At 41.8% G+C, this 24614-nt stretch carries 30 protein-coding genes and 1 tRNA gene; 24 read left to right on the plus strand and 7 right to left on the minus strand.

Features of this window, described 5'->3' with window-relative positions:
* Position 1: 1 nt before the first annotated feature.
* From KQP79_RS16925 to folK, 10 genes are all read left to right on the plus strand, one after another.
* Positions 2 to 379: a hypothetical protein gene (locus tag KQP79_RS16925; RefSeq protein WP_004307788.1), complete on the plus strand. Its 378-nt coding sequence runs from the start codon at positions 2 to 4 to the stop codon at positions 377 to 379.
* A 176-nt stretch (positions 380 to 555) separates the two neighbouring features.
* The gene (locus tag KQP79_RS16930) at positions 556 to 1023 is read left to right on the plus strand and encodes an Imm65 family immunity protein (RefSeq protein ID WP_008646987.1); all 468 of its coding nucleotides are present in this window, start codon (positions 556 to 558) and stop codon (positions 1021 to 1023) included.
* 92 nt (positions 1024 to 1115) lie between these two features.
* Positions 1116 to 1445: a DUF6984 family protein gene (locus KQP79_RS16935; protein WP_022198919.1), complete on the plus strand. Its 330-nt coding sequence runs from the start codon at positions 1116 to 1118 to the stop codon at positions 1443 to 1445.
* 387 nt (positions 1446 to 1832) lie between these two features.
* Positions 1833 to 2732 (plus strand): methyltransferase domain-containing protein, encoded by a 900-nt coding sequence (locus KQP79_RS16940; RefSeq protein ID WP_004313682.1) that lies wholly within the window; start codon positions 1833 to 1835, stop codon positions 2730 to 2732.
* 3 nt (positions 2733 to 2735) lie between these two features.
* Positions 2736 to 3617: a cell division protein FtsX gene (locus tag KQP79_RS16945; RefSeq protein WP_022198918.1), complete on the plus strand. Its 882-nt coding sequence runs from the start codon at positions 2736 to 2738 to the stop codon at positions 3615 to 3617.
* Between the two features lie 113 nt (positions 3618 to 3730).
* Positions 3731 to 3973 carry a DUF3098 domain-containing protein gene (locus KQP79_RS16950; RefSeq protein WP_009001366.1) on the plus strand — a complete coding sequence of 81 codons (243 nt, stop codon included), beginning with the start codon at positions 3731 to 3733 and terminating at the stop codon, positions 3971 to 3973.
* Positions 3974 to 3975: 2 nt separating this feature from the next.
* Positions 3976 to 4830, plus strand: a complete 855-nt coding sequence (locus KQP79_RS16955) for an undecaprenyl-diphosphate phosphatase (RefSeq protein ID WP_004322592.1) — start codon at positions 3976 to 3978, stop codon at positions 4828 to 4830.
* The gene (gene truB, locus KQP79_RS16960) at positions 4830 to 5552 is read left to right on the plus strand and encodes a tRNA pseudouridine(55) synthase TruB (protein ID WP_009001368.1); all 723 of its coding nucleotides are present in this window, start codon (positions 4830 to 4832) and stop codon (positions 5550 to 5552) included. The genes KQP79_RS16955 and truB overlap by 1 nt, the downstream gene beginning before the upstream one ends.
* A 17-nt stretch (positions 5553 to 5569) precedes the next feature.
* Positions 5570 to 6628: a tRNA preQ1(34) S-adenosylmethionine ribosyltransferase-isomerase QueA gene (queA, locus tag KQP79_RS16965; protein ID WP_022198917.1), complete on the plus strand. Its 1059-nt coding sequence runs from the start codon at positions 5570 to 5572 to the stop codon at positions 6626 to 6628.
* Positions 6628 to 7113 (plus strand): 2-amino-4-hydroxy-6-hydroxymethyldihydropteridine diphosphokinase, encoded by a 486-nt coding sequence (gene folK / locus KQP79_RS16970; RefSeq protein WP_022198916.1) that lies wholly within the window; start codon positions 6628 to 6630, stop codon positions 7111 to 7113. Before queA ends, folK begins: the two co-directional genes overlap by 1 nt.
* Here the strand turns inward: folK and KQP79_RS16975 are convergent.
* Complete coding sequence (locus KQP79_RS16975; RefSeq protein ID WP_008023736.1) at positions 7088 to 7276, minus strand: hypothetical protein; 189 nt, start codon at positions 7274 to 7276, stop codon at positions 7088 to 7090. The two genes, folK and KQP79_RS16975, sit on opposite strands and share 26 nt — an antisense overlap.
* A gap of 230 nt (positions 7277 to 7506) precedes the next feature.
* Between KQP79_RS16975 and metK the strand changes: the two genes are divergently transcribed.
* The 14 genes from metK to KQP79_RS17045 all read left to right on the plus strand — a co-directional run bounded on the left by metK (position 7507) and on the right by KQP79_RS17045 (position 20342).
* Positions 7507 to 8799 (plus strand): methionine adenosyltransferase, encoded by a 1293-nt coding sequence (gene metK / locus KQP79_RS16980; RefSeq protein WP_022198915.1) that lies wholly within the window; start codon positions 7507 to 7509, stop codon positions 8797 to 8799.
* Positions 8800 to 8981: 182 nt separating this feature from the next.
* Complete coding sequence (locus tag KQP79_RS16985; protein WP_008641568.1) at positions 8982 to 10649, plus strand: tetratricopeptide repeat protein; 1668 nt, start codon at positions 8982 to 8984, stop codon at positions 10647 to 10649.
* Positions 10650 to 10775: 126 nt separating this feature from the next.
* Positions 10776 to 11147: a DUF3244 domain-containing protein gene (locus KQP79_RS16990; RefSeq protein WP_008641569.1), complete on the plus strand. Its 372-nt coding sequence runs from the start codon at positions 10776 to 10778 to the stop codon at positions 11145 to 11147.
* 494 nt (positions 11148 to 11641) lie between these two features.
* Entirely contained in the window at positions 11642 to 12229 is a 588-nt protein-coding gene (locus KQP79_RS16995) for a TIGR00730 family Rossman fold protein (RefSeq protein ID WP_061447943.1), read from the plus strand.
* Positions 12226 to 13059, plus strand: a complete 834-nt coding sequence (locus KQP79_RS17000) for a DUF4271 domain-containing protein (protein WP_061447904.1) — start codon at positions 12226 to 12228, stop codon at positions 13057 to 13059. Before KQP79_RS16995 ends, KQP79_RS17000 begins: the two co-directional genes overlap by 4 nt.
* Positions 13060 to 13063: 4 nt before the next feature.
* Positions 13064 to 13810, plus strand: coding sequence for a uroporphyrinogen-III synthase (locus KQP79_RS17005; protein ID WP_008023747.1), 747 nt, complete (start codon positions 13064 to 13066; stop codon positions 13808 to 13810).
* 5 nt (positions 13811 to 13815) lie between these two features.
* Positions 13816 to 14205: a ribonuclease P protein component gene (rnpA, locus tag KQP79_RS17010; RefSeq protein ID WP_009040713.1), complete on the plus strand. Its 390-nt coding sequence runs from the start codon at positions 13816 to 13818 to the stop codon at positions 14203 to 14205.
* Positions 14202 to 14477, plus strand: coding sequence for a membrane protein insertion efficiency factor YidD (gene yidD, locus KQP79_RS17015; RefSeq protein WP_009040714.1), 276 nt, complete (start codon positions 14202 to 14204; stop codon positions 14475 to 14477). The genes rnpA and yidD overlap by 4 nt, the downstream gene beginning before the upstream one ends.
* A 24-nt stretch (positions 14478 to 14501) precedes the next feature.
* Positions 14502 to 15188 (plus strand): TatD family hydrolase, encoded by a 687-nt coding sequence (locus KQP79_RS17020; RefSeq protein WP_061447903.1) that lies wholly within the window; start codon positions 14502 to 14504, stop codon positions 15186 to 15188.
* Between the two features lie 87 nt (positions 15189 to 15275).
* The gene (gene tyrS, locus KQP79_RS17025) at positions 15276 to 16568 is read left to right on the plus strand and encodes a tyrosine--tRNA ligase (protein WP_008641576.1); all 1293 of its coding nucleotides are present in this window, start codon (positions 15276 to 15278) and stop codon (positions 16566 to 16568) included.
* Between the two features lie 107 nt (positions 16569 to 16675).
* A tRNA-Gln gene (locus KQP79_RS17030) sits at positions 16676 to 16746 on the plus strand.
* 409 nt (positions 16747 to 17155) lie between these two features.
* The gene (kduI, locus tag KQP79_RS17035; RefSeq protein ID WP_008023755.1) at positions 17156 to 17998 is read left to right on the plus strand and encodes a 5-dehydro-4-deoxy-D-glucuronate isomerase; all 843 of its coding nucleotides are present in this window, start codon (positions 17156 to 17158) and stop codon (positions 17996 to 17998) included.
* Positions 17999 to 18038: 40 nt separating this feature from the next.
* Positions 18039 to 18842 (plus strand): gluconate 5-dehydrogenase, encoded by an 804-nt coding sequence (locus KQP79_RS17040; RefSeq protein ID WP_004313702.1) that lies wholly within the window; start codon positions 18039 to 18041, stop codon positions 18840 to 18842.
* Between the two features lie 258 nt (positions 18843 to 19100).
* Positions 19101 to 20342: a DUF4861 domain-containing protein gene (locus tag KQP79_RS17045; RefSeq protein ID WP_061447902.1), complete on the plus strand. Its 1242-nt coding sequence runs from the start codon at positions 19101 to 19103 to the stop codon at positions 20340 to 20342.
* A gap of 117 nt (positions 20343 to 20459) precedes the next feature.
* Here KQP79_RS17045 and KQP79_RS17050 read toward each other — a convergent pair whose 3' ends face one another.
* From KQP79_RS17050 to KQP79_RS17075, 6 genes are all read right to left on the minus strand, one after another.
* Positions 20460 to 20930, minus strand: coding sequence for a lipocalin family protein (locus KQP79_RS17050; RefSeq protein ID WP_004307810.1), 471 nt, complete (start codon positions 20928 to 20930; stop codon positions 20460 to 20462).
* 49 nt (positions 20931 to 20979) lie between these two features.
* Entirely contained in the window at positions 20980 to 21699 is a 720-nt protein-coding gene (locus tag KQP79_RS17055) for a hypothetical protein (protein WP_373167172.1), read from the minus strand.
* Between the two features lie 105 nt (positions 21700 to 21804).
* Positions 21805 to 22440 (minus strand): outer membrane beta-barrel protein, encoded by a 636-nt coding sequence (locus tag KQP79_RS17060; RefSeq protein ID WP_061447900.1) that lies wholly within the window; start codon positions 22438 to 22440, stop codon positions 21805 to 21807.
* Between the two features lie 20 nt (positions 22441 to 22460).
* The gene (locus KQP79_RS17065) at positions 22461 to 22952 is read right to left on the minus strand and encodes a hypothetical protein (protein WP_008023765.1); all 492 of its coding nucleotides are present in this window, start codon (positions 22950 to 22952) and stop codon (positions 22461 to 22463) included.
* A 99-nt stretch (positions 22953 to 23051) separates the two neighbouring features.
* Positions 23052 to 23282: a hypothetical protein gene (locus KQP79_RS17070; RefSeq protein ID WP_004313711.1), complete on the minus strand. Its 231-nt coding sequence runs from the start codon at positions 23280 to 23282 to the stop codon at positions 23052 to 23054.
* 685 nt (positions 23283 to 23967) lie between these two features.
* On the minus strand, positions 23968 to 24582 hold the full coding sequence (locus tag KQP79_RS17075; protein WP_004296883.1) for a polysaccharide deacetylase family protein: 615 nt from the start codon (positions 24580 to 24582) through the stop codon (positions 23968 to 23970).
* Positions 24583 to 24614: the final 32 nt, after the last annotated feature.

Consider the following 24614-nt stretch of genomic DNA (forward strand, 5'->3'; position numbering starts at 1 on the left):
AATGAATTTGAAAAATAGAAAAGTATTAATGGTAACAGTCGGGCTGATGTTATTATGTGTATGTATTGTTTGTTTTGCATCTAGATCTACATTGATCTTTGTAGGGAACTCGTATGAAAATAGCCAAGATATTAATACTATTATTTCATTGAATGATAAAATAATATATAGTGGTTTTATAAAGGCTTATGAACTTCCAAGATTGTTAGAAAAAAGAAATATGAAAATTGGCTTTTATAAAGTTTCTGCAAAGCTAAATAATGTATTGATAGAACAGCGATTTTTTTATTTTTTACAAAAAACTATTTGGATAGATTTTGATTGTGCAAACAGTAACTCTTTATTAATTTCGAAATATTACAGGCAAATTCCATTGTAATTTAGCACTATCTCCTACCCAGCGCAGAAATGCAGTTTATCTAAAAGATAATGGACTAAAGAAAGATAGAAAAGGAATGTTGTACGAATATACTAAAAATCAAAGTCGGGTAAAATCTATTCGAATATTGGGTAATACAGATTTAGTACGATATGTAAAATATTAATAATATACTTATGAAAAACTTGGTTTATGTTATCTTATTTATTTTATTGGGAGGATGTGTTTCCCCCTCTTTTTCGCCAGTGGAGATACATCAACGAGTGGCAGAACAAGTTAAAGTATTGATAGATAGTGGATATCTACAAACTCCATATATTGAAATAAATGAAGTATTATCAAATGATTCCAGCATTATTTATAGTATTAAAGGGGCGGATTCTCCAGGTTCGGATGGTGCAGAGTTACCTTCTAAAGTGATGACCTATAAAGGGAAATATCTTTGTTTTATAGAATTAGATGAGCAGGAAATGTCGCGAACTGAATTGTTTGAAAAAGGAATTGTGGCAGATTCTAATTTTCATGAGAATCTCCATTTGGACGATGGGTGGGTATTGGCTCTTCGAAAATATGAAAATGGGTCAACTTTGGTAAAAAAGGTATTATCATCGGCTTTTCTTTTTGAATATCCGCAACTTTGGTAGACCTTTCAATCAGATTATTAGAATAAGTGGTCGAAATATACAGTATACAGCTTTTAAACTTTCTGATGGAACATTTAATATAGGAAGAATACATGAAATTTTATAGAATACCGACTAAGCAAGAGGAACAACTTATTGAATTACTTGTTCATAAGTCATCTTTAGAAATGTCTGAAGATTGGAAGAATGGCTTATTAGTATGTCCAATGGATGATGGGGAAATGGGTAGTTTGTATTTGTTTCCACAGGGGAAAATAAATGAAAGTAGGAAATTGGGTAGACAAATTAGTGAATTTCAATTTACAGATATTGATGGAGTTGAGGTTATTGCATCCTTAAATGTGGATGTTGATGGAGTTCTATTTGAACTTGATATATGGAAAACTAATTTTGAAAAATTTGTAAAACTCCCTGATTTATAGCTCGATTACTACCTTGACATGTTATAGAAATATTCTTAAGTGTCAGGGTAGTTTTTTATATTATTGTTCGATAAAACAGAGTGTCTTACCCTGATATGGAATTAGAAAATATTCTGTGTCAGGGTATCTTTTTATAAATGCGGAAATGAAAGGTTGCTTTCTCAATATAATAGATTAAATTTGCCTAGCAACATGTCTACGCATACAGAATATGTACTTGATATTTCAGCTAGCCTAATTGTAGATACTGATGTCTTAATTGGTTTATCTATTAAAAGTCCTTAACGAAACCCCAATCCATCACTTTTTATTTGTTTCTTTGCACCAAATTCGGGTATAGTGTTGTCTTGTCATTCGAGGCAGCACTTAATTTTGCTTAGATAGTTAATGGAGAAACTCAGTATAAATGCTTGTCCGGTGTGTGGCGGTGCGCACTTGAAACGCGTCATGACTTGTACGGATTTTTATGCTTCGGGCGAACAGTTTGAACTGTATTCGTGTGAGGACTGTGGATTTACATTCACACAAGGAGTCCCCGTGGAAGCAGAGATAGGCAAGTATTATGAGACTCCCGACTATATCTCTCACACTGATACGCGCAAAGGCGCGATGAATAATATCTACCATTATGTACGTTCCTATATGCTGGGCCGCAAAGCGCGCCTGGTAGCTAAGGAAGCGCATCGTAAAACAGGGCGTTTGCTCGATATAGGTACGGGAACCGGTTACTTTTCTGATGCGATGGTTCGCCGGGGATGGAAAGTGGAGGCGGTGGAGAAAAGTCCGCAGGCACGTGAGTTTGCGAAGTTGCATTTCGATCTGGACGTAAAGCCCGAATCGGCTTTGAAAGAGTTTGCTCCCGGCAGCTTTGATGTTATCACTCTTTGGCATGTGATGGAACATTTGGAACACCTTGATGAGGTGTGGCAGCGACTTCATGAGTTGCTGACAGAAAAAGGAGTATTGATTGTAGCTGTACCCAACTGCTCTTCTTATGATGCTCAACGTTATGGCGAGTATTGGGCGGCATACGACGTTCCCCGTCATCTCTGGCATTTTACTCCGGGCACTATACAACAATTGGCTTCCCGTCATGGCTTTATTATGGCGGCGCGTCATCCGATGCCGTTCGATGCGTTCTACGTATCCATGTTGAGCGAAAAACATCGTGGCAGTTCATGCAGTTTCCTGAAAGGGATGTTTGCCGGGACGTTGGCCTGGTTCAATGCTTTGGGAAGGAAAGAACGCAGCAGTTCAATGATTTATGTATTCCGAAAAAAGAGATAACGCATGGGAAATCAAAACAAATATAAGTCAGGTTCGATTTTCGACATGCAGTTCATCACGTCGAGTATCAGTACGACATTAGTGTTGCTGTTGCTGGGACTGGTTGTCTTCTTCGTATTGACAGCACACAATCTTTCCGTATATGTCCGCGAGAATATCAGTTTCTCCGTTCTTATCAGTGACGACATGAAAGAAGCGGATATACTGAAACTTCAGAAGAAGCTGAATCAGGAACCTTTCGTGAAACAATCCGAATATATCTCTAAAAAACAAGCACTGAAAGAACAGACGGAAGCAATGGGAACCGATCCGGAAGAATTCTTGGGCTATAACCCTTTTACCGCTTCCATTGAAATCAAACTCCATTCCGACTATGCAAACTCCGACAGCATTGCGAAGATAGAGAAAATGATTAAAAAGAACATCAACATACAAGATGTGCTCTATCGAAAGGAGTTAATTGACGCCGTGAATGATAACATACGAAATATCAGTCTGGTACTGCTTGCCTTGGCGGTAGTGCTTACTTTTATCTCTTTTGCCCTGATAAACAATACCATAAGACTGGCTATTTACTCCAAACGCTTCCTCATTCACACCATGAAGTTGGTAGGAGCGAGTTGGGGATTCATCCGGGGGCCATTCCTTCGAAAGAATGTATGGAGCGGGATATTGGCAGCCATCGTTGCCGATTCCATATTGATGGGGACCGCTTATTGGGCCGTGACGTACGAACAGGAATTGCTTCAGGTCATCACGCCTGAAGTCATGTTGATAGTCTGTGCAAGCGTATTGGCGTTTGGAATTGTAATAACGTGGCTATGCGCCTATTTCTCCATGAATAAATACTTGAGAATGAAAGCAAACAGCCTGTACTATATTTAGCGGATGGCGAATGACTGACGGCAAACCTGTGTTTGCGTGTGATTAGCATCCGTAACAACCGACTGATAGAGTAAGGGAATGATTGAATTTAGTAATTTGTAATTAAATAAACTATGTCTGACAAGCAGAAATTTGCCTTTGATAAAGTGAACTTTATCTTGCTCGCAATAGGGATGGCGATTGTTATTATCGGCTTTCTATTGATGACGGGACCTACATCGTCCGAAACGCTTTTTGAACCCGATATTTTCAGTGTACGCAGAATCAAGGTAGCGCCGGTCGTTTGCCTGTTTGGCTTTATATCTATGATTTATGCAGTATTGCGCAAACCTAAAACACAAAAAACAGAAGAATAAAGATGGGGGATTTAACAACATTTGAGACGATTATTATTGCTATTGTAGAAGGGTTGACAGAGTTTCTACCGGTTTCTTCTACAGGACACATGATTATTACACAAAACATATTAGGAGTAGAAAGTACAGAATTTGTAAAAGCATTTACTGTAATTATTCAGTTTGGCGCAATTCTTTCAGTTGTCTGCCTTTACTGGAAACGCTTTTTCCGGTTGAACCATACACCGGCTCCTGCAGGCGCTTCCGCTTTGAAGTGTTTTCTGCATAAATTCGATTTTTACTGGAAACTGCTGGTGGCTTTTATTCCTGCTGCAATTTTGGGTTTCCTGTTTAGCGATAAGATAGACGAGATGCTGGAAAGTGTAGCGATAGTGGCAGTGATGCTGGTAATCGGTGGTATATTTATGCTGTTCTGCGATAAGATTTTCTCGAAAGGAAGCGAAGATACCGTACTGACAGAAAAAAAGGCATTCAATATCGGTTTGTTTCAGTGTATTGCTATGATACCGGGGGTATCCCGTTCGATGGCTACCATTGTCGGAGGTATGGCCCAGAAGTTGACTCGTAAGGATGCTGCCGAATTTTCATTCTTTCTTGCCGTGCCAACTATGTTTGCGGCAACCGGTTACAAGGTGTTGAAACTCTTCCTGGATGGTGGAACCGAGATTCTTGTCAACAACATGCCGGCACTTATTATCGGTAATGTGGTGGCTTTTGTCGTTGCTTTGCTGGCTATCAAGTTCTTTATTAGCTTTGTTACGAAATATGGCTTTAAAGCATTTGGATGGTATAGAATTATTGTTGGCGGAACCATTCTGGTAATGCTGCTGCTTGGATACAACTTAGAAATTGGCTGATGAATTTTAAAAAGGGAGAAGTACTGTTTTTCAATAAACCTTTCGGATGGACTTCATTTAAAGTAGTAGGGCATGCCCGCTATCATATTTGCCGCCGGATAGGAGTGAAAAAACTAAAAGTCGGCCATGCGGGAACGCTGGATCCTCTTGCAACAGGGGTGATGATTTTATGCACAGGCAAGGCGACAAAACGAATAGAAGAGTTTCAATATCATACGAAGGAGTACGTCGCGACGTTGCGTTTGGGTGCCACTACTCCGTCATACGATTTGGAACATGAAATAGATGCCACCTATCCTACCGAACATATCACGAGGGAATTGGTGGAAGAAGTGCTGACGCACTTTATCGGTGCCATCGATCAGGTACCTCCTGCCTTCTCTGCCTGTATGGTAGACGGTAAGCGTGCTTACGAACTGGCCCGGAAAGGAGAGGAAGTCGAACTAAAAGCAAAACAGCTTGTTATCGACGAGATTGAATTGCTGGAATGTCGCCTGGATGATCCGGAACCGATGATTCAAATCCGTGTCGTATGCAGCAAAGGGACCTATATCCGCGCCTTGGCCCGCGACATCGGCGAAGCACTCCATAGCGGAGCTCACCTGACAGGATTGATCCGTACCCGTGTAGGTGATGTCCGGTTGGAAGACTGTCTGAACCCCGAACACTTTAAAGAGTGGATCGACGGGCAGGAAATAGAAAATGAGGAAGAAAATAATTAACGTAATAAGGAATAGATATGAAATTATCACAATTCAAATTTAAGTTACCCGAGGATAAGATCGCTCTACATCCTATGAAATATAGAGATGAGTCGCGTTTGATGGTATTGCATCGTAATACAGGTAAGATTGAGCACAAGATGTTCAAAGATGTATTGAACTACTTTGATGATAAGGATGTGTTTATATTCAACGATACGAAGGTGTTTCCTGCCCGTTTGTATGGTAACAAGGAAAAGACAGGTGCTCGTATCGAAGTATTCTTGTTGCGTGAGTTGAATGAAGAGCTTCGTTTGTGGGACGTATTGGTTGATCCGGCACGTAAGATCCGTATCGGTAACAAACTGTATTTCGGGCCGGACGATTCAATGGTGGCTGAAGTGATTGATAACACCACTTCTCGCGGACGTACGCTCCGTTTTCTTTACGACGGACCTCATGACGAGTTCAAAAAGGCACTGTATTCTCTGGGTGAAACTCCACTCCCCCACTCTATTATCAACCGTCCCGTAGAACCGGAAGATGCTGAACGCTTCCAGTCTATTTTTGCAAAGAACGAGGGTGCGGTGACTGCTCCGACTGCTAGTTTGCACTTCAGTCGTGAGTTGATGAAACGTCTGGAAATCAAAGGTGTGGACTTTGCATATATCACTTTGCACGCTGGTCTGGGTAACTTCCGCGACATCGACGTAGAGGACTTGACGAAGCATAAGATGGATTCGGAACAAATGTTTGTAAACGAAATGGCGGTGAAAACCGTGAATCGTGCCAAAGATAACGGTAGAAATGTATGTGCGGTAGGTACGACAGTGATGCGTGCTATTGAAAGCGCAGTCAGCACTGACGGACATCTCAAGGAATTTGAAGGATGGACGAACAAGTTTATCTTCCCTCCGTATGAATTTACCGTAGCCAATTCAATGATTTCCAATTTCCACATGCCACTTTCTACCTTGCTGATGATTGTAGCTGCTTTTGGTGGTTATGACCAGGTGATGGATGCTTATCATGTAGCATTGAAAGAAGGTTATCGTTTCGGCACGTATGGAGATGCAATGCTGATTTTGGACAAATAATGGCAAAAGTTTATCTGGGACTCGGCACTAATCTTGGGGATAAAGAACAAAATCTTCGGGATGCCGTGCAAAAAATAGAAGAGCAGGTAGGGAAAATTGTTTCCCTGTCTGCTTTTTACGTTACTGCTCCTTGGGGATTTTCTTCCGATAACAGTTTCCTGAATGCGGCGGCTTGTGTGGAGACAAAATTATCTCCATTGGAGGTATTGCAAGAGACGCAAATGATTGAAAAAGAATTGGGGCGTACCCAAAAGTCCGTTAACAGAATGTATAGCGACCGCCTGATTGATATTGACCTGTTACTTTATGAGGATTTAGTGCTTTCTGTGATTTCTGCTTCCGGAGTAGAGTTAACCCTCCCCCATCCGTTGATGACAGAACGCGACTTCGTTATGAAACCACTAGCGGAAATTGCTCCCGGATTAGTTCATCCGGTACTCGGAAAAACGATGAAAGAGCTTACTTCTTCTTTTTCTCCGCAATAAACACCGGCAAATAGGCGATACATCCTATTAGTACTGCATACAGCAAATGGATCTCCTGAAACGGCTTGTCAATGAAATGGCAGACAATGGCGTAAATAGCAATCGTGAATCCGACATAGAGCGCCAAGACCAAAAGCGTTTTTAATTTCTTATTTAGAATCATTATAAATCTATTTATGTGTTAAATACGTGGCAAAGATACTCATTATCTCCAAAATCTCTTTATCTTTGCAACCGAAATGAAAGTGTGGACAGATTTGAGTAGCTTGCAACCACGGAAAAAAATGCTAAAACACGTCTGATTGACGCCTTTCGGTTTATCCTTTGCAGCACTCGCCTCTCCTACTCTCTCTCATTTTTTAATTTTCAATTTTTAATTCTTAATTTAAAAAGATGGGATACTTATTTACATCCGAATCGGTGTCAGAAGGACACCCCGACAAGGTAGCCGATCAAATATCGGATGCTGTGCTTGACAAACTGTTGGCTTACGACCCCAGTTCGAAAGTAGCTTGCGAAACACTAGTGACTACCGGACAAGTGGTGCTAGCGGGTGAAGTGAAAACAAAAGCGTACGTTGATCTCCAACTCATCGCACGTGAAGTGATTAAGAAAATCGGTTATACCAAAGGAGAGTACATGTTCGAAAGTAACTCTTGTGGTGTGCTTTCTGCTATTCATGAGCAAAGCCCCGATATCAACCGTGGTGTAGAGCGTCAGGACCCGATGGAACAGGGCGCAGGCGACCAGGGTATGATGTTTGGTTATGCTACCAATGAAACGGAAAATTACATGCCGCTTTCTCTTGATCTGGCACACCGCATTCTGCAAGTGCTGGCGGACATTCGTCGTGAAGGAAAGGTGATGACTTATCTCCGCCCCGATGCCAAAAGCCAGGTTACTATCGAATATGATGACAACGGAGCTCCTGTTCGCATCGATACAATCGTTGTTTCTACGCAACATGATGACTTTATCCAACCGGAAGATGATTCTCAAGCTGCCCAGCTGAAAGCTGACGAAGAAATGCTGTCTATCATCCGCCGTGATGTGATTGAAATTCTGATGCCTCGTGTCATTGCTTCTATCCATCACGATAAAGTGTTGGCACTGTTTAATGATAAAATCATTTATCATGTGAATCCTACGGGCAAGTTCGTAATTGGTGGTCCTCACGGAGATACCGGTTTGACAGGTCGTAAGATTATCGTTGATACTTATGGTGGTAAAGGTGCTCACGGTGGTGGTGCTTTCTCCGGAAAAGATCCTAGCAAGGTAGACCGTAGTGCAGCTTATGCAGCACGCCATATCGCAAAGAATATGGTTGCGGCAGGTGTAGCAGATGAAATGCTTGTACAGGTGAGCTATGCTATCGGTGTGGCTCGTCCGATCAATATTTTTGTAGATACTTACGGCCGTTCTCACGTCAACATGACTGATGGCGAGATTGCGCGTGTTATCGACCAATTGTTCGATCTTCGTCCGAAAGCTATCGAGGAACGTCTGAAACTTCGTAATCCTATTTATCAGGAAACAGCCGCTTACGGTCACATGGGACGTGAACCGCAAGTGATAACGAAGAAATTCTTCTCTCGTTACGAAGGAGACAAAACTGTGGAAGTGGAACTCTTTACATGGGAGAAACTCGACTACGTAGATAAAATTAAAGCTGCTTTTGGTCTGTAAAACAGTCTGAAACAGGGCTTAACTTGTTAAGAAAGAGCTGCAATTTCAACTTCCTTTAATGGAAATTGAAGTTGTAGCTCTTGATTTTTAATAAGTTATATTTAAATAAATGTTTTTTGGCTACTAAGTATGTTTTATCGGAAATTGCTACTTTTGTATCGTAAAATAAAACAGACTGCTAAATGAAAACAAGATGTTGTTGTTCTAAACGCTATTTATTGGTGTTCTCTATTTTACTTGTCAGCGTAGGTAGCATTTTTATGTCTGTCTCTCTTTCTTCCTGTTCCTCTCCTTCAGTGAAGAATCAATTGTTATTATGCGCTGATTCATTAATGGAGACATATCCAGATAGTGCTTTGTCTATTTTGGAATCAATTACTTATCCACAGAAGATGCCACGTGCTGACCGGGCGCTTTATGCGCTACTGCTCACACAGGCACGGCATAAAAACTATATTGCTTTAGAGGATGATTCGTTGATAAAAACGGCTGTTGACTATTATGGCGATAAGAAGAAAAGTCTGCGTGCTGCAAAGGCTCATTATTACTGGGGAGCTATTTATAGCGAGAAAGGATATGCCTCATTTGCCGTCGAAGAATATCTGACGGCAATTCGATTGATGCCTGTTAGGAATGAATTCTTAGCAATGATTTATGATAATCTTGCAGAATGTTATGAAGAGGATCGTTTGTACAATGTAGCAATAGAAAACTATCGTGCGGCTTATCAGATATTGAAAGGCAAAGATGAACAGACATATCCGATGAGAGGGATTGCGCGTGTGTTTTTGTTGCAAAATGAAAAGGATAGTGCATTATATTATTATCAACAAGCTCTTGATTGTGCATTGGCAGATCAAGATTCTAGTTTGATAGGAGCTCTTTATCACGATTTAGCTATGGTTTATAGTGAGAAAAAGGATTATATTCAAGCAGATAAATTTGTGTCGAAAGCAATTCTATTACAGGGGCAGGATGCTATTAATACTTGTTTGTCAAAGGCTCAAATTATGTTGAATCTGAATAAACTAGATTCTGCCAGTTATTTTTTTAGTAAGAACATGGATGAGCTTGATATTTATGGAAAGGCCGTTTGTTATGATGGTATGTATCAGATAGCGAAGAGAAAGGGAGAGTGGAAAACTGCAACAGAGAATATGGATGCTTATAAGATACTTTATGATTCTATGCAGATTATGACTGATAATGAGGAGCTAAACCGCCTTATGGATAAACATCAACTGGAAGAGCATAAAAGATTATTGTCAGAGCATACTAGAACGCTAATTTTTAGTTTGATTACTGCATTTTCTTCTTTAATGATTATATGTGTTTTCTGTTTTATGTGGAACGACAGAAAAAGGAAAAAGCATTATATAGCTCTACAGCATGAATTGACCCAAAAACGAGTGGATACTATGCTGTTAAAAGAAGAAGAGCTTTCTGAATCTAATAAGGAACATATAGATAAGAAAAGATCGGAATTGACCGAACAACAGATTCAATTATGTATATCAGTACTTAAAACAACTGATTGCTACGATCAATTGGAAGCGTTGGAGAGAGCAACTCCTAAACAGTTATTGGTGATGCGTAGCTTGAGGAAGGAAATACGTTCTGATATTTCTAATGCATTTGTTGATGTGATGATGAACTTAAAAGAACGTTATCCTGCTTTAACTGGTGATGATGTGTTTTTTTGTGTTCTTTCATTACTTTGTTGCTCAAAAACTGTTGTAATGGAGTTAATGGATGCCACATCAGATGCTCTTAAAACACGTAAAAATCGCATAAAGAATAAAATGGATGCACAAATTTTTGAGCGTGTGTTTGGTGTTGATAATCAGTGAGATGTGATACGAACTTTTTGCTTGTTTTATTTTTTAATGAATGTCTGTTACCATTGTTACCACATAATAATCGTTTCTTTTGCTTCATCTGTGTATTTTTGAAGCGAAATTTTAAACCCATTTATTATGAAAGCTAAATTCTTACCTTTTTTATTGTTGGCTGTTTTACTTCAAGTGAGTACGTTTTCCTTTGCAGATGAAATGATATCTGCGCGTGAAATCAGATTGAAAAATAAAACTAAGGTACAACATCGGTCTATTCCTGTTACTCCTGAAGCTTTTATTGAAAACTCATTATTGTCTATTGATCTTCTTTCTACTGTTCCTGTTGTGACTGTTATTATAAAAGATGCAGAAACAGAAGAAGTTGTTTATACTTCTACTGATTTAAATGTAAATAAGGTTTATGTCGATCTTGCTGGTGAGGAAAAAGGTAAATATATCTTGGAAATACAGCTTTCGGAGGAGGCCTTTACCGGAGATTTTGAATTAGAATAAATCTTTGAAATATATATTATTTGCAACTAACATAATGATGATATACCTAAATCATTAACTGATGAAGCCCCGCTGTTGAAATATATGGCGCATTGCTGAAATGGCGATTAGATGACCGAAAGGGGAAGGTAAATTCTATCCGTGGGCTTAATAAACCTTGTGAAAGGCGCATAAAGGTATATTGAAACGTAGAATTAAAATCACTTTTTTAAATTGTATGCTGAATACTACTGGTAGGGTGTTCGAATGATTTTATGATTCGAATAATAAAGTTCATTCAGCAACAATTTGATACACCTGTTAGTAGATGAGATATCTGTGATAGATGTATTCTTTGTGAGAAAGGTTCTTGGACTTCTGGATAAGGAGTCCAAGATTTTTTTATAGGGATAGATAAATGTAGAGATAAAAATGATCTCTGATTAAGTTGAATGTGAATAACGGAATTTTTTCGTAATTTTGCCTTCTCGATATAATAATGGATAGTGATGAAGATGAATCAGATAAATTCCGTATGTGTATATAGTGCTTCCAGTACCAAGATAGACGCTGTTTACTTCCAAGCAGCCGATACTCTCGGCTATCTGCTTGCCGAACACCGTATTCGTTTGATAAATGGAGCCGGAAGTATTGGCCTGATGCGTTCTGTGGCAGATGCTGTATTGAAAAATGGTGGTGAGGTGACAGGTGTGATTCCTCGTTTTATGGTGGAGCAAAACTGGCATCATACGGGATTGACAGAACTGATTGAAGTAGAATCCATGCACGAACGCAAGCGGAAGATGGCAGATTTGAGCGATGGTATTATTGCTTTGCCCGGTGGATGCGGTACCCTTGAAGAACTGCTGGAGATTATTACCTGGAAACAATTGGGATTATATCTCAATCCGATTGTAATCCTCAATATAAACGGATTCTTCGATCCACTCCTCGAAATGCTTGAAAAAGCTATTGATGAGAACTTTATGCGCCGGCAGCATGGCGATATATGGAAAGTGGCGCAGACGCCGGAAGAAGCGGTTCAATTGCTTTATGAAACTCCTGTATGGGACATTTCCATTCGTAAATTTGCAGCGATATGATAGGCGACACACTAAGTTCCCGAAGTGCGGATACGCTGTCCCTTCTTCGGCAGAACCAGACTAGTCCGGCAAAGGCGGACACTGATAGTCTGCAGTTGGTTGATCTTCATGCTGTGCAAGAAGTTGATTCCGGCTTTGAGGGGACACCTATCTCCTACTCTCCCCGCACGGACGATGCCATTGCGTTGACCTTGCTGGCTTGCTTCTTTCTTTCCTCCATAGCCTTGGCGCGCGGAAAGAAATTTCTCTCCCAACAGGTGAAAGACTTTGTATTGCACCGTGAACGAACGAGTATTTTTGATAGTTCTACGGCAGCCGATGTGCGTTATCTCCTTGTGCTTGTGTTGCAGACTTGTGTCTTGTCGGGTATCACATTTCTCAATTATTTTCATGATACATGCCCTGCTTTGATGAACCAGGTATCCCCCCTCCTTTTGCTGGGTATCTACGTTGGATTCTGCCTTGCTTATTTCTTACTAAAATGGCTGATTTACATGTTTCTTGGGTGGACGTTTTTTGATAAAAATAAGACAAATATATGGCTGGAATCCTATTCTGCGCTCATATATTATGTCGGATTTGCCCTCTTTCCATTCGTTCTTTTTCTAGTTTATTTTGATTTAAGTCTCACAAATTTGGTCATAATTGGGGCTATTATTTTAATTTTCACTAAAATATTGATGTTTTATAAGTGGATAAAGCTTTTTTTTCATCAATTTAGCGGGCTTTTCCTATTAATTTTGTACTTTTGCGCTCTTGAAATAGTACCTTGTTTGCTACTCTATCAAGGTATGATTCAAATGAACAATATTTTGCTAATAAAATTTTAGGACGTTGAAAATTAAAAAAGTACTAGTGTCGCAGCCTAAGCCTGCGTCAGAGAAATCTCCCTATTACGACATAGCTGAAAAGTATGGCGTTAAAATAGATTTCCGACCATTTATTAAGGTTGAAAGTCTTTCGGCGAAAGAATTTCGGCAACAGAAAATTTCGATTCTCGACCACACTGCCGTAATATTCACTTCGCGCCATGCTATTGACCATTTTTTCACTTTGTGTACTGAATTGCGCGTGACAATTCCCGAAACGATGAAGTATTTCTGCGTGACGGAAGCTGTTGCGTTGTATATTCAGAAATATGTGCAATACCGCAAGCGTAAGATCTTCTTCGGAGCTACCGGAAAGATTGAGGACCTGATACCTTCCATTGTGAAGCATAAAACGGAGAAATATCTCGTTCCGATGTCAGACGTACACAATGACGATGTGAAAAACTTGCTCGACAAGAATAACATTCAGCATACAGAAGCTGTGATGTACCGTACAGTGAGCAACGACTTTACACCGGACGAGGAGTTTGATTATGACATGTTAGTGTTCTTCAGCCCTGCCGGAGTGACTTCATTGAAGAAGAACTTCCCTGATTTTAATCAGAGAGAGATTAAGATCGGCACTTTCGGCTCTACTACCGCACAGGCTGTACGTGACGCAGGTCTCCGTCTGGACCTTGAAGCTCCTACGGTGCAGGCTCCGTCAATGACTGCCGCACTTGATATGTTTATCAGAGAAAACAATAAATAAACAGAGTGGGTATATATACTTTGTGTAAAGCCGAAAGGCTGAATAGTAAAATTTTGATCGGAAAGATGTTTGAAGGCGGCGTTTCGAAGTCGTTTTCCATCTTTCCGATACGCGTTGTATATATGCCTGTTGAGCAGGGCGAGGCTCCTGCTTCTATATTAATCAGTGTATCGAAACGTCGTTTTAAACGAGCGGTGAAACGCAACCGTGTGAAACGTCAGATACGCGAAGCCTACCGGAAGAACAAATCTCTCCTGGTGGACGAATTGCAACGCCGGGAGCAGCGGTTAGCCGTTGCCTTTATCTATCTGTCGGACGAGCTTATTGCAACTTCCGAATTGGAAGAAAAGATGAAAATAGCGCTTGCGCGCATCTCTGAAAAATTATCCTCATGAAACCTCGTAACTCCCGGATATCTGCCCTGTGGGTATTCTTAACGGGAATTTTGAGGAAAGTATTCTCTTTCTTGTTGCTTGTTCCCATCTACTTTTACCGGGTTTGTATTTCGCCTCTTACTCCTCCCTCTTGTCGATTCACGCCAACTTGTTCGGCTTATGCTGTCGAAGCAATTAAGAAACACGGTCCTGTAAAGGGGCTTTACCTCGCTGTGCGGCGTATTCTGCGATGCCATCCCTGGGGTGGTTCCGGCTATGATCCCGTACCTTGAAACAATTAAAATGAGAAATAGAAGATGAAAAAGAATGTGACTGACATTTTGGATATTCATACTCATAAACTGGAGGCCGATTCTCTGGGAAAATCTATCGTGAATTATCCGCTGTTGGCGGACTCTCCATCGTATATGCCTTTCGCAGGAGATGTGGAAGTGGATAGGGGATATTATTATTCTGTCGGCATTCATCCCTGGGAGTTGACAGAGCATAATGCCGGACAGCTTTTGGATTATCTTAAGCAGCAGTTGCGGAAAAAGCAGTTTGTCGCCGCAGGAGAAGCGGGATTGGATAAATTGGCAGCAGCTTCAATGGAACTTCAGTTAACGGTGTTTAAAGCGCAGGTGAGGCTGTCGGAAGAGTATGGTTTGCCGTTGATTATCCACTGCGTGAAAGCAATGGACGAGCTGTTAGCAGTGAAAAAAGAATTTCGTCCCCAACAAGCTTGGATATGGCATGGTTTTCGTGGAAAACCGGAGCAGGCGGTGCAGTTGCTAAAAAAGGGCTTTTATCTCTCTTTTGGAGAACATTATCCTGATGAAACGATGCAGACAGTACCCGACGAACGGTTGTTTCTGGAAACGGACAACAGTTCGCTTGATATTGAAGATATCCTGTGTCGGGCAGCCAAAGTGCGTGGGGTAGAAGTGGAAGTGTTGCGTGAGACGATCCGCCGAAATATCCAAAATGTCTTTTTTAGGGCATAAGAGTTGTATCTTCCGAGAAAGAGTCGTACTTTTGTCGCACATGGGATTGAAATACAATAAAAAACAACTAATTAATAGAGTAATACGATGAATTTTGTAGAAGAATTGAGATGGCGTGGCATGTTGCAGGACATCATGCCGGGAACAGAAGAGTTGTTAAGCAAAGAGCAGGTGACTGCCTATTTGGGTATCGACCCGACTGCTGATTCGCTACACATTGGTCACCTTTGTGGAGTGATGATCCTTCGTCATTTCCAACGCTGCGGTCATAAGCCGTTGGCACTGATCGGTGGCGCTACAGGTATGATTGGAGACCCTTCCGGAAAATCAGCAGAACGTAACCTGCTGAACGAGGAAACATTGCGTCACAATCAGGCGTGTATCAAGAAACAGCTTGCCAAGTTCCTCGACTTCGAGTCGGATGTGCCTAACCGTGCCGAACTGGTGAACAATTATGACTGGATGAAAGATTTCACTTTCCTCGATTTTGCTCGCGAAGTAGGTAAGCACATTACTGTGAATTATATGATGGCAAAAGACTCTGTAAAACGCCGTCTGAATGGTGAAGCGCGTGATGGATTGTCATTTACCGAGTTCACTTATCAGTTGCTTCAAGGATATGACTTCCTTCATTTGTATGAAACAAAGGGCTGTAAGCTTCAGATGGGTGGTTCTGACCAATGGGGAAACATTACTACCGGTGCCGAATTGATCCGCCGTACCAATGGGGGAGAGGTGTTCGCACTGACTTGCCCGCTGATTACAAAAGCTGACGGCGGTAAGTTTGGTAAAACAGAATCCGGAAATATCTGGCTGGACCCTCGCTATACTTCACCTTACAAGTTCTATCAATTCTGGCTGAATGTAAGCGACTCCGATGCCGAGCGTTATATCAAAATCTTCACTTCTATCGAAAAAGAAGAAATTGAAGCACTGATTGCCGAACATCAGGCTGCTCCGCACTTGCGTCTCCTTCAGAAACGTCTGGCTAAAGAAGTAACTGTGATGGTTCACTCGGAAGAAGATTATAACGCAGCGGTTGACGCATCCAATATTTTGTTTGGTAATGCTACTTCCGACGCTTTGCGCAAATTGGACGAGGATACATTGCTGGCTGTATTTGAAGGAGTACCCCAATTTGAGATTTCCCGTGATGCGTTGGCAGAAGGAGTGAAGGCAGTAGATTTGTTCGTCGATAATGCGGCTGTATTTGCTTCGAAAGGTGAGATGCGTAAGTTGGTTCAAGGCGGTGGCGTTTCGTTGAACAAAGAGAAACTAACAGCCTTTGATCAGGTAATCACAACTGCTGACTTGCTCGATGAAAAATATCTGCTTGTTCAGCGCGGTAAAAAGAACTATTTTTTGCTGATTGCAAAGTAATAATGCACGATTCACTCGATAGAATGTAAAAAAGTGAACGAAATATTTGGAGGTTTGCTTGCAAACCTCTATCTTTGCACCGCTTTTTAACAGAAAGCACATAAGTTTGGACTATGGTGTAATGGTAGCACAACAGGTTTTGGTTCTGTTTGTCCAAGTTCGAATCTTGGTAGTCCAACGAAGAAAAGCCCCGAAAGAGACATCTTTCGGGGCTTTTCTTTCGTGACTCTGAAGTCGTCGTTTTTGTATATCCTTATAAAATTGAAGTATATAGGGGATCAGCGTATATAGAATTCATTAATCTTATTTTATTCGTTATATTGACTATTTTAATGCTTATCGTGTTGGTCGTTGAATAGCTTGTATTTTATTATAGAAGGTTCAAACTGTATTAGGTAGAAATCTCTCCCAAATCGTATTATAGTTCGTTAAAAAAGTGTACATTGCACAGATTCTGGACATTTTTGGTGGATAATTGGAACAAAATTGCAAGGTAAACCCGTTTTCTTTTGCTATTTTTGCATCGTGTACGTAAACGAAGTGCACGTAGAAAGAGAACTTATTCAATAACTATAAATAAATAAGGTATGAAAACGAACTATGAAATTCGCTATGCTGCGCATCCTGAAGATGCAAAAAGTTATGATACTACAAGAATCCGCAGAGATTTCTTAATTGAAAAGATATTTGTCCCCAATGAAGTAAATATGGTATATTCCATGTACGACCGTATGGTGGTAGGTGGTGCGCTGCCGGTAGGAGAGGTGCTGACGCTTGAAGCAATCGATCCGCTGAAAGCTCCGTTCTTCCTCACCCGTCGCGAGATGGGTATTTACAATGTCGGCGGTCCCGGTATTGTGAAAGCGGGCGACGCAACCTTCGAACTGGATTATAAAGAAGCTCTTTATCTGGGTTCGGGCGACCGTGAAGTGACTTTCGAAAGCAAGGACGCTGCTCATCCTGCCAAATTCTACTTCAACTCACTGACTGCACATCGCAATTATCCCGACCGTAAGGTGACGAAAGCCGATGCCGTAGTAGCTGAAATGGGTTCTTTGGAAGGCTCCAACCACCGTAATATCAATAAGATGCTGGTGAATCAGGTGTTGCCCACCTGCCAGTTGCAGATGGGTATGACGGAACTGGCTCCGGGAAGTGTATGGAACACGATGCCGGCCCACGTACACAGCCGTCGTATGGAAGCCTACTTCTATTTCGAGATTCCCGAAGATCATGCTATCTGCCACTTTATGGGTGAGGTAGGCGAAACACGTCACGTATGGATGAAAGGCGATCAGGCTGTTCTTTCGCCCGAATGGTCTATTCACTCGGCTGCTGCTACCCACAACTATACCTTTATCTGGGGAATGGGTGGTGAGAACCTCGACTATGGCGATCAGGACTTCTCGTTGATTACAGATTTGAAATAACAAATCCAATAGTTTTCCTAATTTAATAATAAAAAGAATTATGAATCAGTATTTGAATTTTTCTTTGGAAGGTAAAGTAGCGCTCGTTACAGGTGCTTCTTATGGTATCGGTTTTGCTATTGCTTCTGCATTCGCAGAACAAGGCGCTAAAGTTTGTTTTAACGACATCAATCAAGAGTTGGTAGACAAAGGAATGGCTGCATACGCTGCAAAAGGTATCAAAGCTCACGGTTATGTATGCGACGTGACAGACGAACCGGCTGTTCAGGCTATGGTTGCTACGATTGCCAAAGAAGTAGGTACAATTGATATCCTTGTAAATAATGCAGGTATTATCCGTCGTGTTCCTATGCACGAGATGGATGCTGCTGATTTCCGTCGTGTAATCGACATCGACTTGAATGCTCCGTTCATCGTTGCTAAGGCTGTTCTTCCTGCTATGATGGAAAAACGTGCTGGTAAGATCATCAACATCTGCTCTATGATGTCCGAACTGGGTCGTGAAACTGTATCTGCTTACGCTGCTGCTAAGGGTGGTCTGAAGATGCTGACTCGCAATATCTGCTCTGAATATGGTGAATACAACATTCAGTGTAACGGTATCGGCCCGGGTTACATCGCTACTCCGCAAACTGCTCCTCTTCGTGAGAAACAAGCAGACGGAAGCCGTCACCCATTCGATTCATTCATCTGCGCCAAGACTCCTGCCGGTCGTTGGTTGGATCCAGAAGAACTGACAGGTCCTGCTGTATTCCTTGCTTCTGAAGCTTCTAACGCTGTCAACGGCCACGTTCTTTATGTAGATGGTGGTATCCTTGCTTATATCGGAAAACAGCCGAAATAATGTAAGATAGAAGAGATTCCGATAAGGTGATAGAATGGCAAAGAGCATCCTCTTTTCATCTGTCACCTTATTTTTTATCATTCCCTTTGCAGGAGCTATAGGACCGACTTATTGGACATATATGCCCAACGTGTTGAACATATATATCCAACACGTTGGATATATATAGCTGATGCGTTGGATCTATAGATCCAACAGATGCGGATATAATAGCCTCTATTTGCAAAGTATATATTATTCATTCAATGTAGACTAATTATGAAAAAGATATTAATTCTGTTTGCTGTAGTCTTGATAGGGTTTGCTTCTTGTGCCGACAGTAAACAGTCAATGACAATCACAGTGACCAATCCGCTGGCTCTTGAACGGGTGGGGGAGATGGTTGAAGTGCCGATGAGCGATGTTGTTGCCAAGTTGAAACTGGCAGATACAGCGCAGATTGTAGTGCTTGATGTTGACGGTCAGCAAGTGCCTTATCAGGTGACGTATGACGAAAAGGTTGTTTTCCCCGCTACGGTAGAAGCGAACGGAACGGCTGTTTACACTATTCAACCGGGTACACCGGCACCTTTCGATGTCGTTGCTTGCGGTAAGTACTACCCCGAACGTCTGGACGACGTTGCCTGGGAGAATGATCTTGGCGGATTCCGTGCGTATGGCCCTGCTTTGCAAGCCCGCGGAGAGCGTGGTTTCGGCTACGACCTTTTCACGAAGTACAACACAACGGAGCCGATTCTGGAATCTCTCTATGCGGAAGAACTGAATCCTGAAAAGCGTGCCAAGATAGCTGAATTGAAAAAAACAGACCCTAAAGCTGCCTCCGAACTACAAAAAGCTATCTCTTACCATATCGATCATGGATATGGCATGGATTGCTATGCCGTAGGACCTACGTTGGGTGCCGGTGTTGCTGCTCTGATGGCGGGTGACACTATTATCTATCCTTACTGCTATCGTACACAGGAAATCCTTGATAATGGCCCGCTGCGTTTCACGGTGAAGCTGGAATTTAATCCGCTGGTAGTCCGTGGAGACTCTAATGTAGTGGAGACACGTGTAATCTCACTGGATGCAGGTTCTTATCTCAACAAAACGATTGTTTCATATACCAATCTGAAAGAAGCAATGCCGGTGACTACCGGACTGGTTCTGCGTGAACCGGACGGTGCGACTGTGGCAGATGCTGCCAATGGCTATATCACTTACGTGGATCCTACAACAGATCGTAGCGGTGCAAACGGCAAGATATTTGTCGGTGCTGCATTTCCTGCACAGGTAAAAGAAGCGAAAGTGGTTCTTTTTTCTGAAAAGGAAAAGAAAGAACGTGGCGGGGCCGACGGTCATGTTTTAGCTATCAGCGAATATGAGCCGGGTTCTGAATATACTTATTATTGGGGTTCTGCCTGGGATAAGGCTGCTATCAAGACTCCGGATGCTTGGAATAAATATATGGCTGAATATGCGCAGAAGTTGCGCACACCGCTGGCAGTAGCATATTGATGTGTTGAATTGCTTTTCCAATAGATTAAGCAAAGGTTTCTTTTCACCAAAGAAACCTTTGCTTAATTTTATCTTCCTGAAAAAGAAAGAAAGTTTTTATGTTATAACGCCTTTGAATTATCTCGTAAAAGCGTGTTGTTCGTAATATTCGTATGTTGTTCCGTCTTCTTTCTCTTTTTCACGAAGTTCATAGACTAATTCATTTTCTGTCATTGTGGTCACTGTCCACACTTCTGTGTAATTATCCTCTTCAGTGTCGATGAGAGTCAGCTTATTACCGGAGTAGCTCCATGTACCATGATAATAATTAGTACTTCCGGAGGAGTTGTAGACATCTTTTTCTACATACGTACCGTCTTCCTTGAACTCTATGGAATAACGGTTGGTTCCATTTACAAAATCTTCTTTAGAGTCACTTACCTTTTCACCATCTTCCCATTCTTGTGAAAGATAATACACTCCATTCCATGTTCCTAACAATAAATCGCGTGAACCGACAGCGTCGTCATCGTCGTCGCCACAGGAATAAATGCTGAACGACAGTAATACTGCAACTATGCAAACAGTTGCTTTCCAGATTGTTTTCATAATAAATTGTTTTAATTGTTTGATTTTGAGATGATTCGTTTTTTAGACTCTATTTGATAATAGTTTCCACATGTCCGTTCTTGAAGAACAGGTAGAACGAGCTGGAATACATCCATTGCACTTCTCCATTTGATTCTTGAATAGTCTGCGGTTTGCCGAAAGCCAGTAGACATTCATCTTCCGTCATGCCTTTCACCGGCTTGTTGATGTTGATTTCATTCCAATGAGTAATCGGTGAAAGCTGGTTCGTTATGATGAAGTCGAACATTTTGTTCAATACTTGCGATTCAACCTGTACGAAATCATCCATGATTTCTTTGTGAGATGCTTTCTTGTCCGGTTGTAGCTTCTCCATCGGAGTGATTTTTTTCATTATCACTGCTGATGACTCTATCCGTATATTGGAAAGATAATAAACCAGTTTGCCGTCCTTTACTTGAAACAGGGCTTTGCAATAGTAAGTATTCTTTTGGCTTGAGTCTGCCTGCGAGGCAAGTATCAGATCGCAACTGAAGTTTTTAGCCGGTACGTTGACCTCCGCTATTCCTTCCCGTAACTGTGGACAGACATTCTTGACGATCCATAGCAGTGCATTAGCGTAGATGTTTTCGTCTTGCATATCGCTGAAAGGGGTAAATCCGCTGACTACATATTTATTGCCGTCTGCATTGACAGGATAGCTTTTTTTCTGTTCGGTGAAAGTCTGTGCTATCAGTGGGATAATTTCTACCAGTAGATACAAGATTACCAGAAATTGTCGTTTGGTCATCATATTCCGTTCTTTTTAAGAAAACAGCATCCACGGCCCTTTTTGTGAAAAGAAAAGATCGTGGACGCTGAATAAATAATATGGTTTATTGAGGTTTGGTTGTCCTTAGAAGGCAATACCCAGACGAATCATAAAGTTACTGGTTTTGAATCCGTCGGCATCGCTGAATGCATCTATAAATCCGCGTTGGTAGGTGAGATCCAGATTGAAACGGTCATACCAGACTCCTACGCCGATATTCATACCGGCATCAAAATGATTGTAGTCAACCTCCATATAATCTGCATAATCACCCCAACTGATGCTTTCTCCATCTTCTTTCATTTTGCTTGTGTAATCGTAACTAGCGAAGACTCCTACATGCGGGTCGATACAGACGTTGTCCGCTACAGCAAATTTCCATCCGAATGTGAACGGAGAATATTGTATGTTGTGAGCCATACATTTCGTGTCGTCCACTTTGAAACCACGGGAGCCAAGTCCAAACTCCATCCCCCAGTATCCTCCTGTACTGCCTAAAGGCTTCTGATAGCCAAATGTTGCGTTATATCCGATGTTTGAATCAGCTCCTTCGGCCCCGTCACCGGAGAAATTCATGATATTCAAACCTGCACGCAAGAACCATTGTGTGCTGCTGGCTTGCTTCTCTGTTTTGACGATTGCGCTTCTGGATGATACGATTTGCGCTTGAGTTCCTACGCACAATAAGAGTGCGGCAACCATTGATAGTACTTTTTTCATTGTTATTGATATTTTAGTGATTAATTCTTATTCTTAACGACGGGCGCTATCTGGCTTTTTCCATCTGTGGGTGATAACTTTTGCAGACGTATCCATTCATAATCTTCTTTTGTGGCCGGATGCCAGTTGACGAAGATGCCGGGATAACCTACTACTGTAACCGTGTATCCCCCTGTTTTTTCATTATCTTCCACTTTGAAAGTGGCTCCCATGATGACATCGCAGTTGTATTTGATGGTGGACAGATACGTCCCCCATGCACGGATGTTGTCAAGTTCTCCTTTCATGGCGATTTCCACTTCCTCTTTGCTTAGTGTCCATTCATCCTTGATCCGTCCCTTATCTTCCAGTATTTTCACCTCGACAACTGTAGGTTTGACACAAACCTCAGTAACTGCATCACCTGCACGTGCCTGTGCGTCGCGAAACTTGAAGACCGTCTTTTGCGCATGGGCTCCGACGGCACAACCGACAACCAGAGCAATAATCAGAAATAGTTTTTTCGTTTTCATGTCCTTTTGTGATTATATGTTAATATGCCTGCAAAGGTATGCGAAAGGAGTATACTACCGGGTGAAAACATAGTTCCAAGAACGATACGAAATTGTATCCTATTTGGATACACTGGGGAAGCTTCCGGTGTTGATGCTGTCGGACAGATCACGGAAGAAATCGTGGCCGAGGATGTAGGAGATGCGCCAGAGCAGGTGGATGTCGATATTCTCTTTCCGGAATATCTTGTAAACATTGGGGCGTGTGCAGCATAGTTGGGTAGCGAACCAGGTGACGGTGCGTCCCTGTTCGTGAAGCGTGCGTTCAATAAGTTGTCCCGCATGAATCATGTGCCTATTCTGCTTATGTGTGTCCCCCGGATTCCCGTTGGGCGGACAATTCAATCTATTGTTGACAGGAATATATAGAAAAGGCGTGGGAATCTCTCACCTTCGTCCGTTCCATGTTCAAGGCCTTCGCAATGCCAATTATCGGGAACGAACAACGCAGAAAGCCCACGCCGATATGTACAACACCCGTAGCCCCCCTTTGTTTATCAAAGTGAGGCACGGATGTATATAAATACACATCAGGAGGACGTCTTTGTTGCTGTTAGTCATTCCGATAGGTCAAAGTTTGCGAAGTTTTGAACATAAATGACAAACGCTTGTAAACGTCTTCTCAATATAAACATCTCTCCCTCGCCACCCGGAGGCTTTCTGCGGAAGAGACCGTTGCAAATGTATAAAAAAATACGGTTGGAAATGGTAATGTGAATCAGAAACTTTTTGAATGCAGGTTGTTTTGCCCTCTTTTTGCCCTTTACCAGGCGAAATGCGGTTGCACTGGCATCTTGTAAGAAAGAGGAGGGATCTTTCAATTTTGGGTACGAAACGGGCTTTAAACTACAAAAGCCGGGGCATAATACCTCGGCTTATATTTTTTTTCTTATCAGGGAGCTTTTTTATTCATCAGAAACCTTTTCTTTCTTATCAGGAAGCTCTGCTCTTTTCGAAGTTTCTGTTTTTTCAAAGATTATAACACCTTGAATTCATAACCTTCCTCTTTCAGGAACTCGATGGCACGGGGAAGTGCGTATTGCAGGTTACCGTTGTTCCATGACTTCAGCGAATCGTGGAAAGTGATGATAGAACCGTTTCGCGCATAGCGTTTCACGTTGTTCAGCACTTGTTCCGGGCGCATCCGCTTACTGTAATCGCGGGTCACGAGATCCCACATAATGATGCGGTAATGATAGCGCAACGTATAATACTGCCTGAATCCCATGTGTCCGTGTGGTGGACGGAAGAGATCGGAATGAATAATATCATCTACCTTTCTGGCATTTGCCAGGTAATCCGGATTGGAATATTCAAATCCACGGATGTGGTTGAAAGTATGGTTACCGATGCGGTGTCCGTGCTCTACCACCATCCGGTATTCATCCGGGTGTTTGCGTATATTGTCGCCTACCATGAAAAAGGTAGCTTTAATATGATGCTTTTCCAGTATTTCCAGTACCCAGGGAGTTACTTCGGGGATGGGGCCGTCGTCGAAAGTCAGATAGACTGCCCGCTCATTCGGGTCCATCCGGAAGATAGCTTGTGGATACAACGCCCGGAAAAGCCAAGGTGGTTGTTCTATAAACATGAGAGTCTGTGTTTTGAAGTATTAGGAAATAA

It is taken from the genome of Bacteroides sp. DH3716P (assembly GCF_025914115.1).
Lineage (GTDB): Bacteria > Bacteroidota > Bacteroidia > Bacteroidales > Bacteroidaceae > Bacteroides > Bacteroides ovatus.

What these genes read in the sequence shown, in the direction of transcription:
- tyrS (WP_008641576.1), top strand. Translation starts at nt 15,276, where the DNA reads ATGAATTTTGTAGAAGAATTGAGATGGCGTGGCATGTTGCAGGACATC.
- KQP79_RS17075 (WP_004296883.1), bottom strand. Translation starts at nt 24,582, where the DNA reads ATGTTTATAGAACAACCACCTTGGCTTTTCCGGGCGTTGTATCCACAA.
- KQP79_RS17020 (WP_061447903.1), top strand. Translation starts at nt 14,502, where the DNA reads ATGAAAAAGAATGTGACTGACATTTTGGATATTCATACTCATAAACTG.
- KQP79_RS16995 (WP_061447943.1), top strand. Translation starts at nt 11,642, where the DNA reads ATGAATCAGATAAATTCCGTATGTGTATATAGTGCTTCCAGTACCAAG.
- KQP79_RS16945 (WP_022198918.1), top strand. Translation starts at nt 2,736, where the DNA reads ATGGGAAATCAAAACAAATATAAGTCAGGTTCGATTTTCGACATGCAG.
- KQP79_RS17045 (WP_061447902.1), top strand. Translation starts at nt 19,101, where the DNA reads ATGAAAAAGATATTAATTCTGTTTGCTGTAGTCTTGATAGGGTTTGCT.
- KQP79_RS17055 (WP_373167172.1), bottom strand. Translation starts at nt 21,699, where the DNA reads ATGACCAAACGACAATTTCTGGTAATCTTGTATCTACTGGTAGAAATT.
- KQP79_RS16935 (WP_022198919.1), top strand. Translation starts at nt 1,116, where the DNA reads ATGAAATTTTATAGAATACCGACTAAGCAAGAGGAACAACTTATTGAA.
- KQP79_RS16955 (WP_004322592.1), top strand. Translation starts at nt 3,976, where the DNA reads ATGGGGGATTTAACAACATTTGAGACGATTATTATTGCTATTGTAGAA.
- kduI (WP_008023755.1), top strand. Translation starts at nt 17,156, where the DNA reads ATGAAAACGAACTATGAAATTCGCTATGCTGCGCATCCTGAAGATGCA.
- KQP79_RS17040 (WP_004313702.1), top strand. Translation starts at nt 18,039, where the DNA reads ATGAATCAGTATTTGAATTTTTCTTTGGAAGGTAAAGTAGCGCTCGTT.
- queA (WP_022198917.1), top strand. Translation starts at nt 5,570, where the DNA reads ATGAAATTATCACAATTCAAATTTAAGTTACCCGAGGATAAGATCGCT.
- KQP79_RS17050 (WP_004307810.1), bottom strand. Translation starts at nt 20,930, where the DNA reads ATGAAAACAATCTGGAAAGCAACTGTTTGCATAGTTGCAGTATTACTG.
- KQP79_RS16930 (WP_008646987.1), top strand. Translation starts at nt 556, where the DNA reads ATGAAAAACTTGGTTTATGTTATCTTATTTATTTTATTGGGAGGATGT.
- KQP79_RS16985 (WP_008641568.1), top strand. Translation starts at nt 8,982, where the DNA reads ATGAAAACAAGATGTTGTTGTTCTAAACGCTATTTATTGGTGTTCTCT.
- KQP79_RS17060 (WP_061447900.1), bottom strand. Translation starts at nt 22,440, where the DNA reads ATGAAAAAAGTACTATCAATGGTTGCCGCACTCTTATTGTGCGTAGGA.
- KQP79_RS17070 (WP_004313711.1), bottom strand. Translation starts at nt 23,282, where the DNA reads ATGATTCATGCGGGACAACTTATTGAACGCACGCTTCACGAACAGGGA.
- KQP79_RS16990 (WP_008641569.1), top strand. Translation starts at nt 10,776, where the DNA reads ATGAAAGCTAAATTCTTACCTTTTTTATTGTTGGCTGTTTTACTTCAA.
- KQP79_RS17000 (WP_061447904.1), top strand. Translation starts at nt 12,226, where the DNA reads ATGATAGGCGACACACTAAGTTCCCGAAGTGCGGATACGCTGTCCCTT.
- KQP79_RS16950 (WP_009001366.1), top strand. Translation starts at nt 3,731, where the DNA reads ATGTCTGACAAGCAGAAATTTGCCTTTGATAAAGTGAACTTTATCTTG.
- truB (WP_009001368.1), top strand. Translation starts at nt 4,830, where the DNA reads ATGAATTTTAAAAAGGGAGAAGTACTGTTTTTCAATAAACCTTTCGGA.
- KQP79_RS16975 (WP_008023736.1), bottom strand. Translation starts at nt 7,276, where the DNA reads ATGATTCTAAATAAGAAATTAAAAACGCTTTTGGTCTTGGCGCTCTAT.
- KQP79_RS16940 (WP_004313682.1), top strand. Translation starts at nt 1,833, where the DNA reads ATGGAGAAACTCAGTATAAATGCTTGTCCGGTGTGTGGCGGTGCGCAC.
- KQP79_RS16925 (WP_004307788.1), top strand. Translation starts at nt 2, where the DNA reads ATGAATTTGAAAAATAGAAAAGTATTAATGGTAACAGTCGGGCTGATG.
- metK (WP_022198915.1), top strand. Translation starts at nt 7,507, where the DNA reads ATGGGATACTTATTTACATCCGAATCGGTGTCAGAAGGACACCCCGAC.
- folK (WP_022198916.1), top strand. Translation starts at nt 6,628, where the DNA reads ATGGCAAAAGTTTATCTGGGACTCGGCACTAATCTTGGGGATAAAGAA.
- yidD (WP_009040714.1), top strand. Translation starts at nt 14,202, where the DNA reads ATGAAACCTCGTAACTCCCGGATATCTGCCCTGTGGGTATTCTTAACG.
- KQP79_RS17065 (WP_008023765.1), bottom strand. Translation starts at nt 22,952, where the DNA reads ATGAAAACGAAAAAACTATTTCTGATTATTGCTCTGGTTGTCGGTTGT.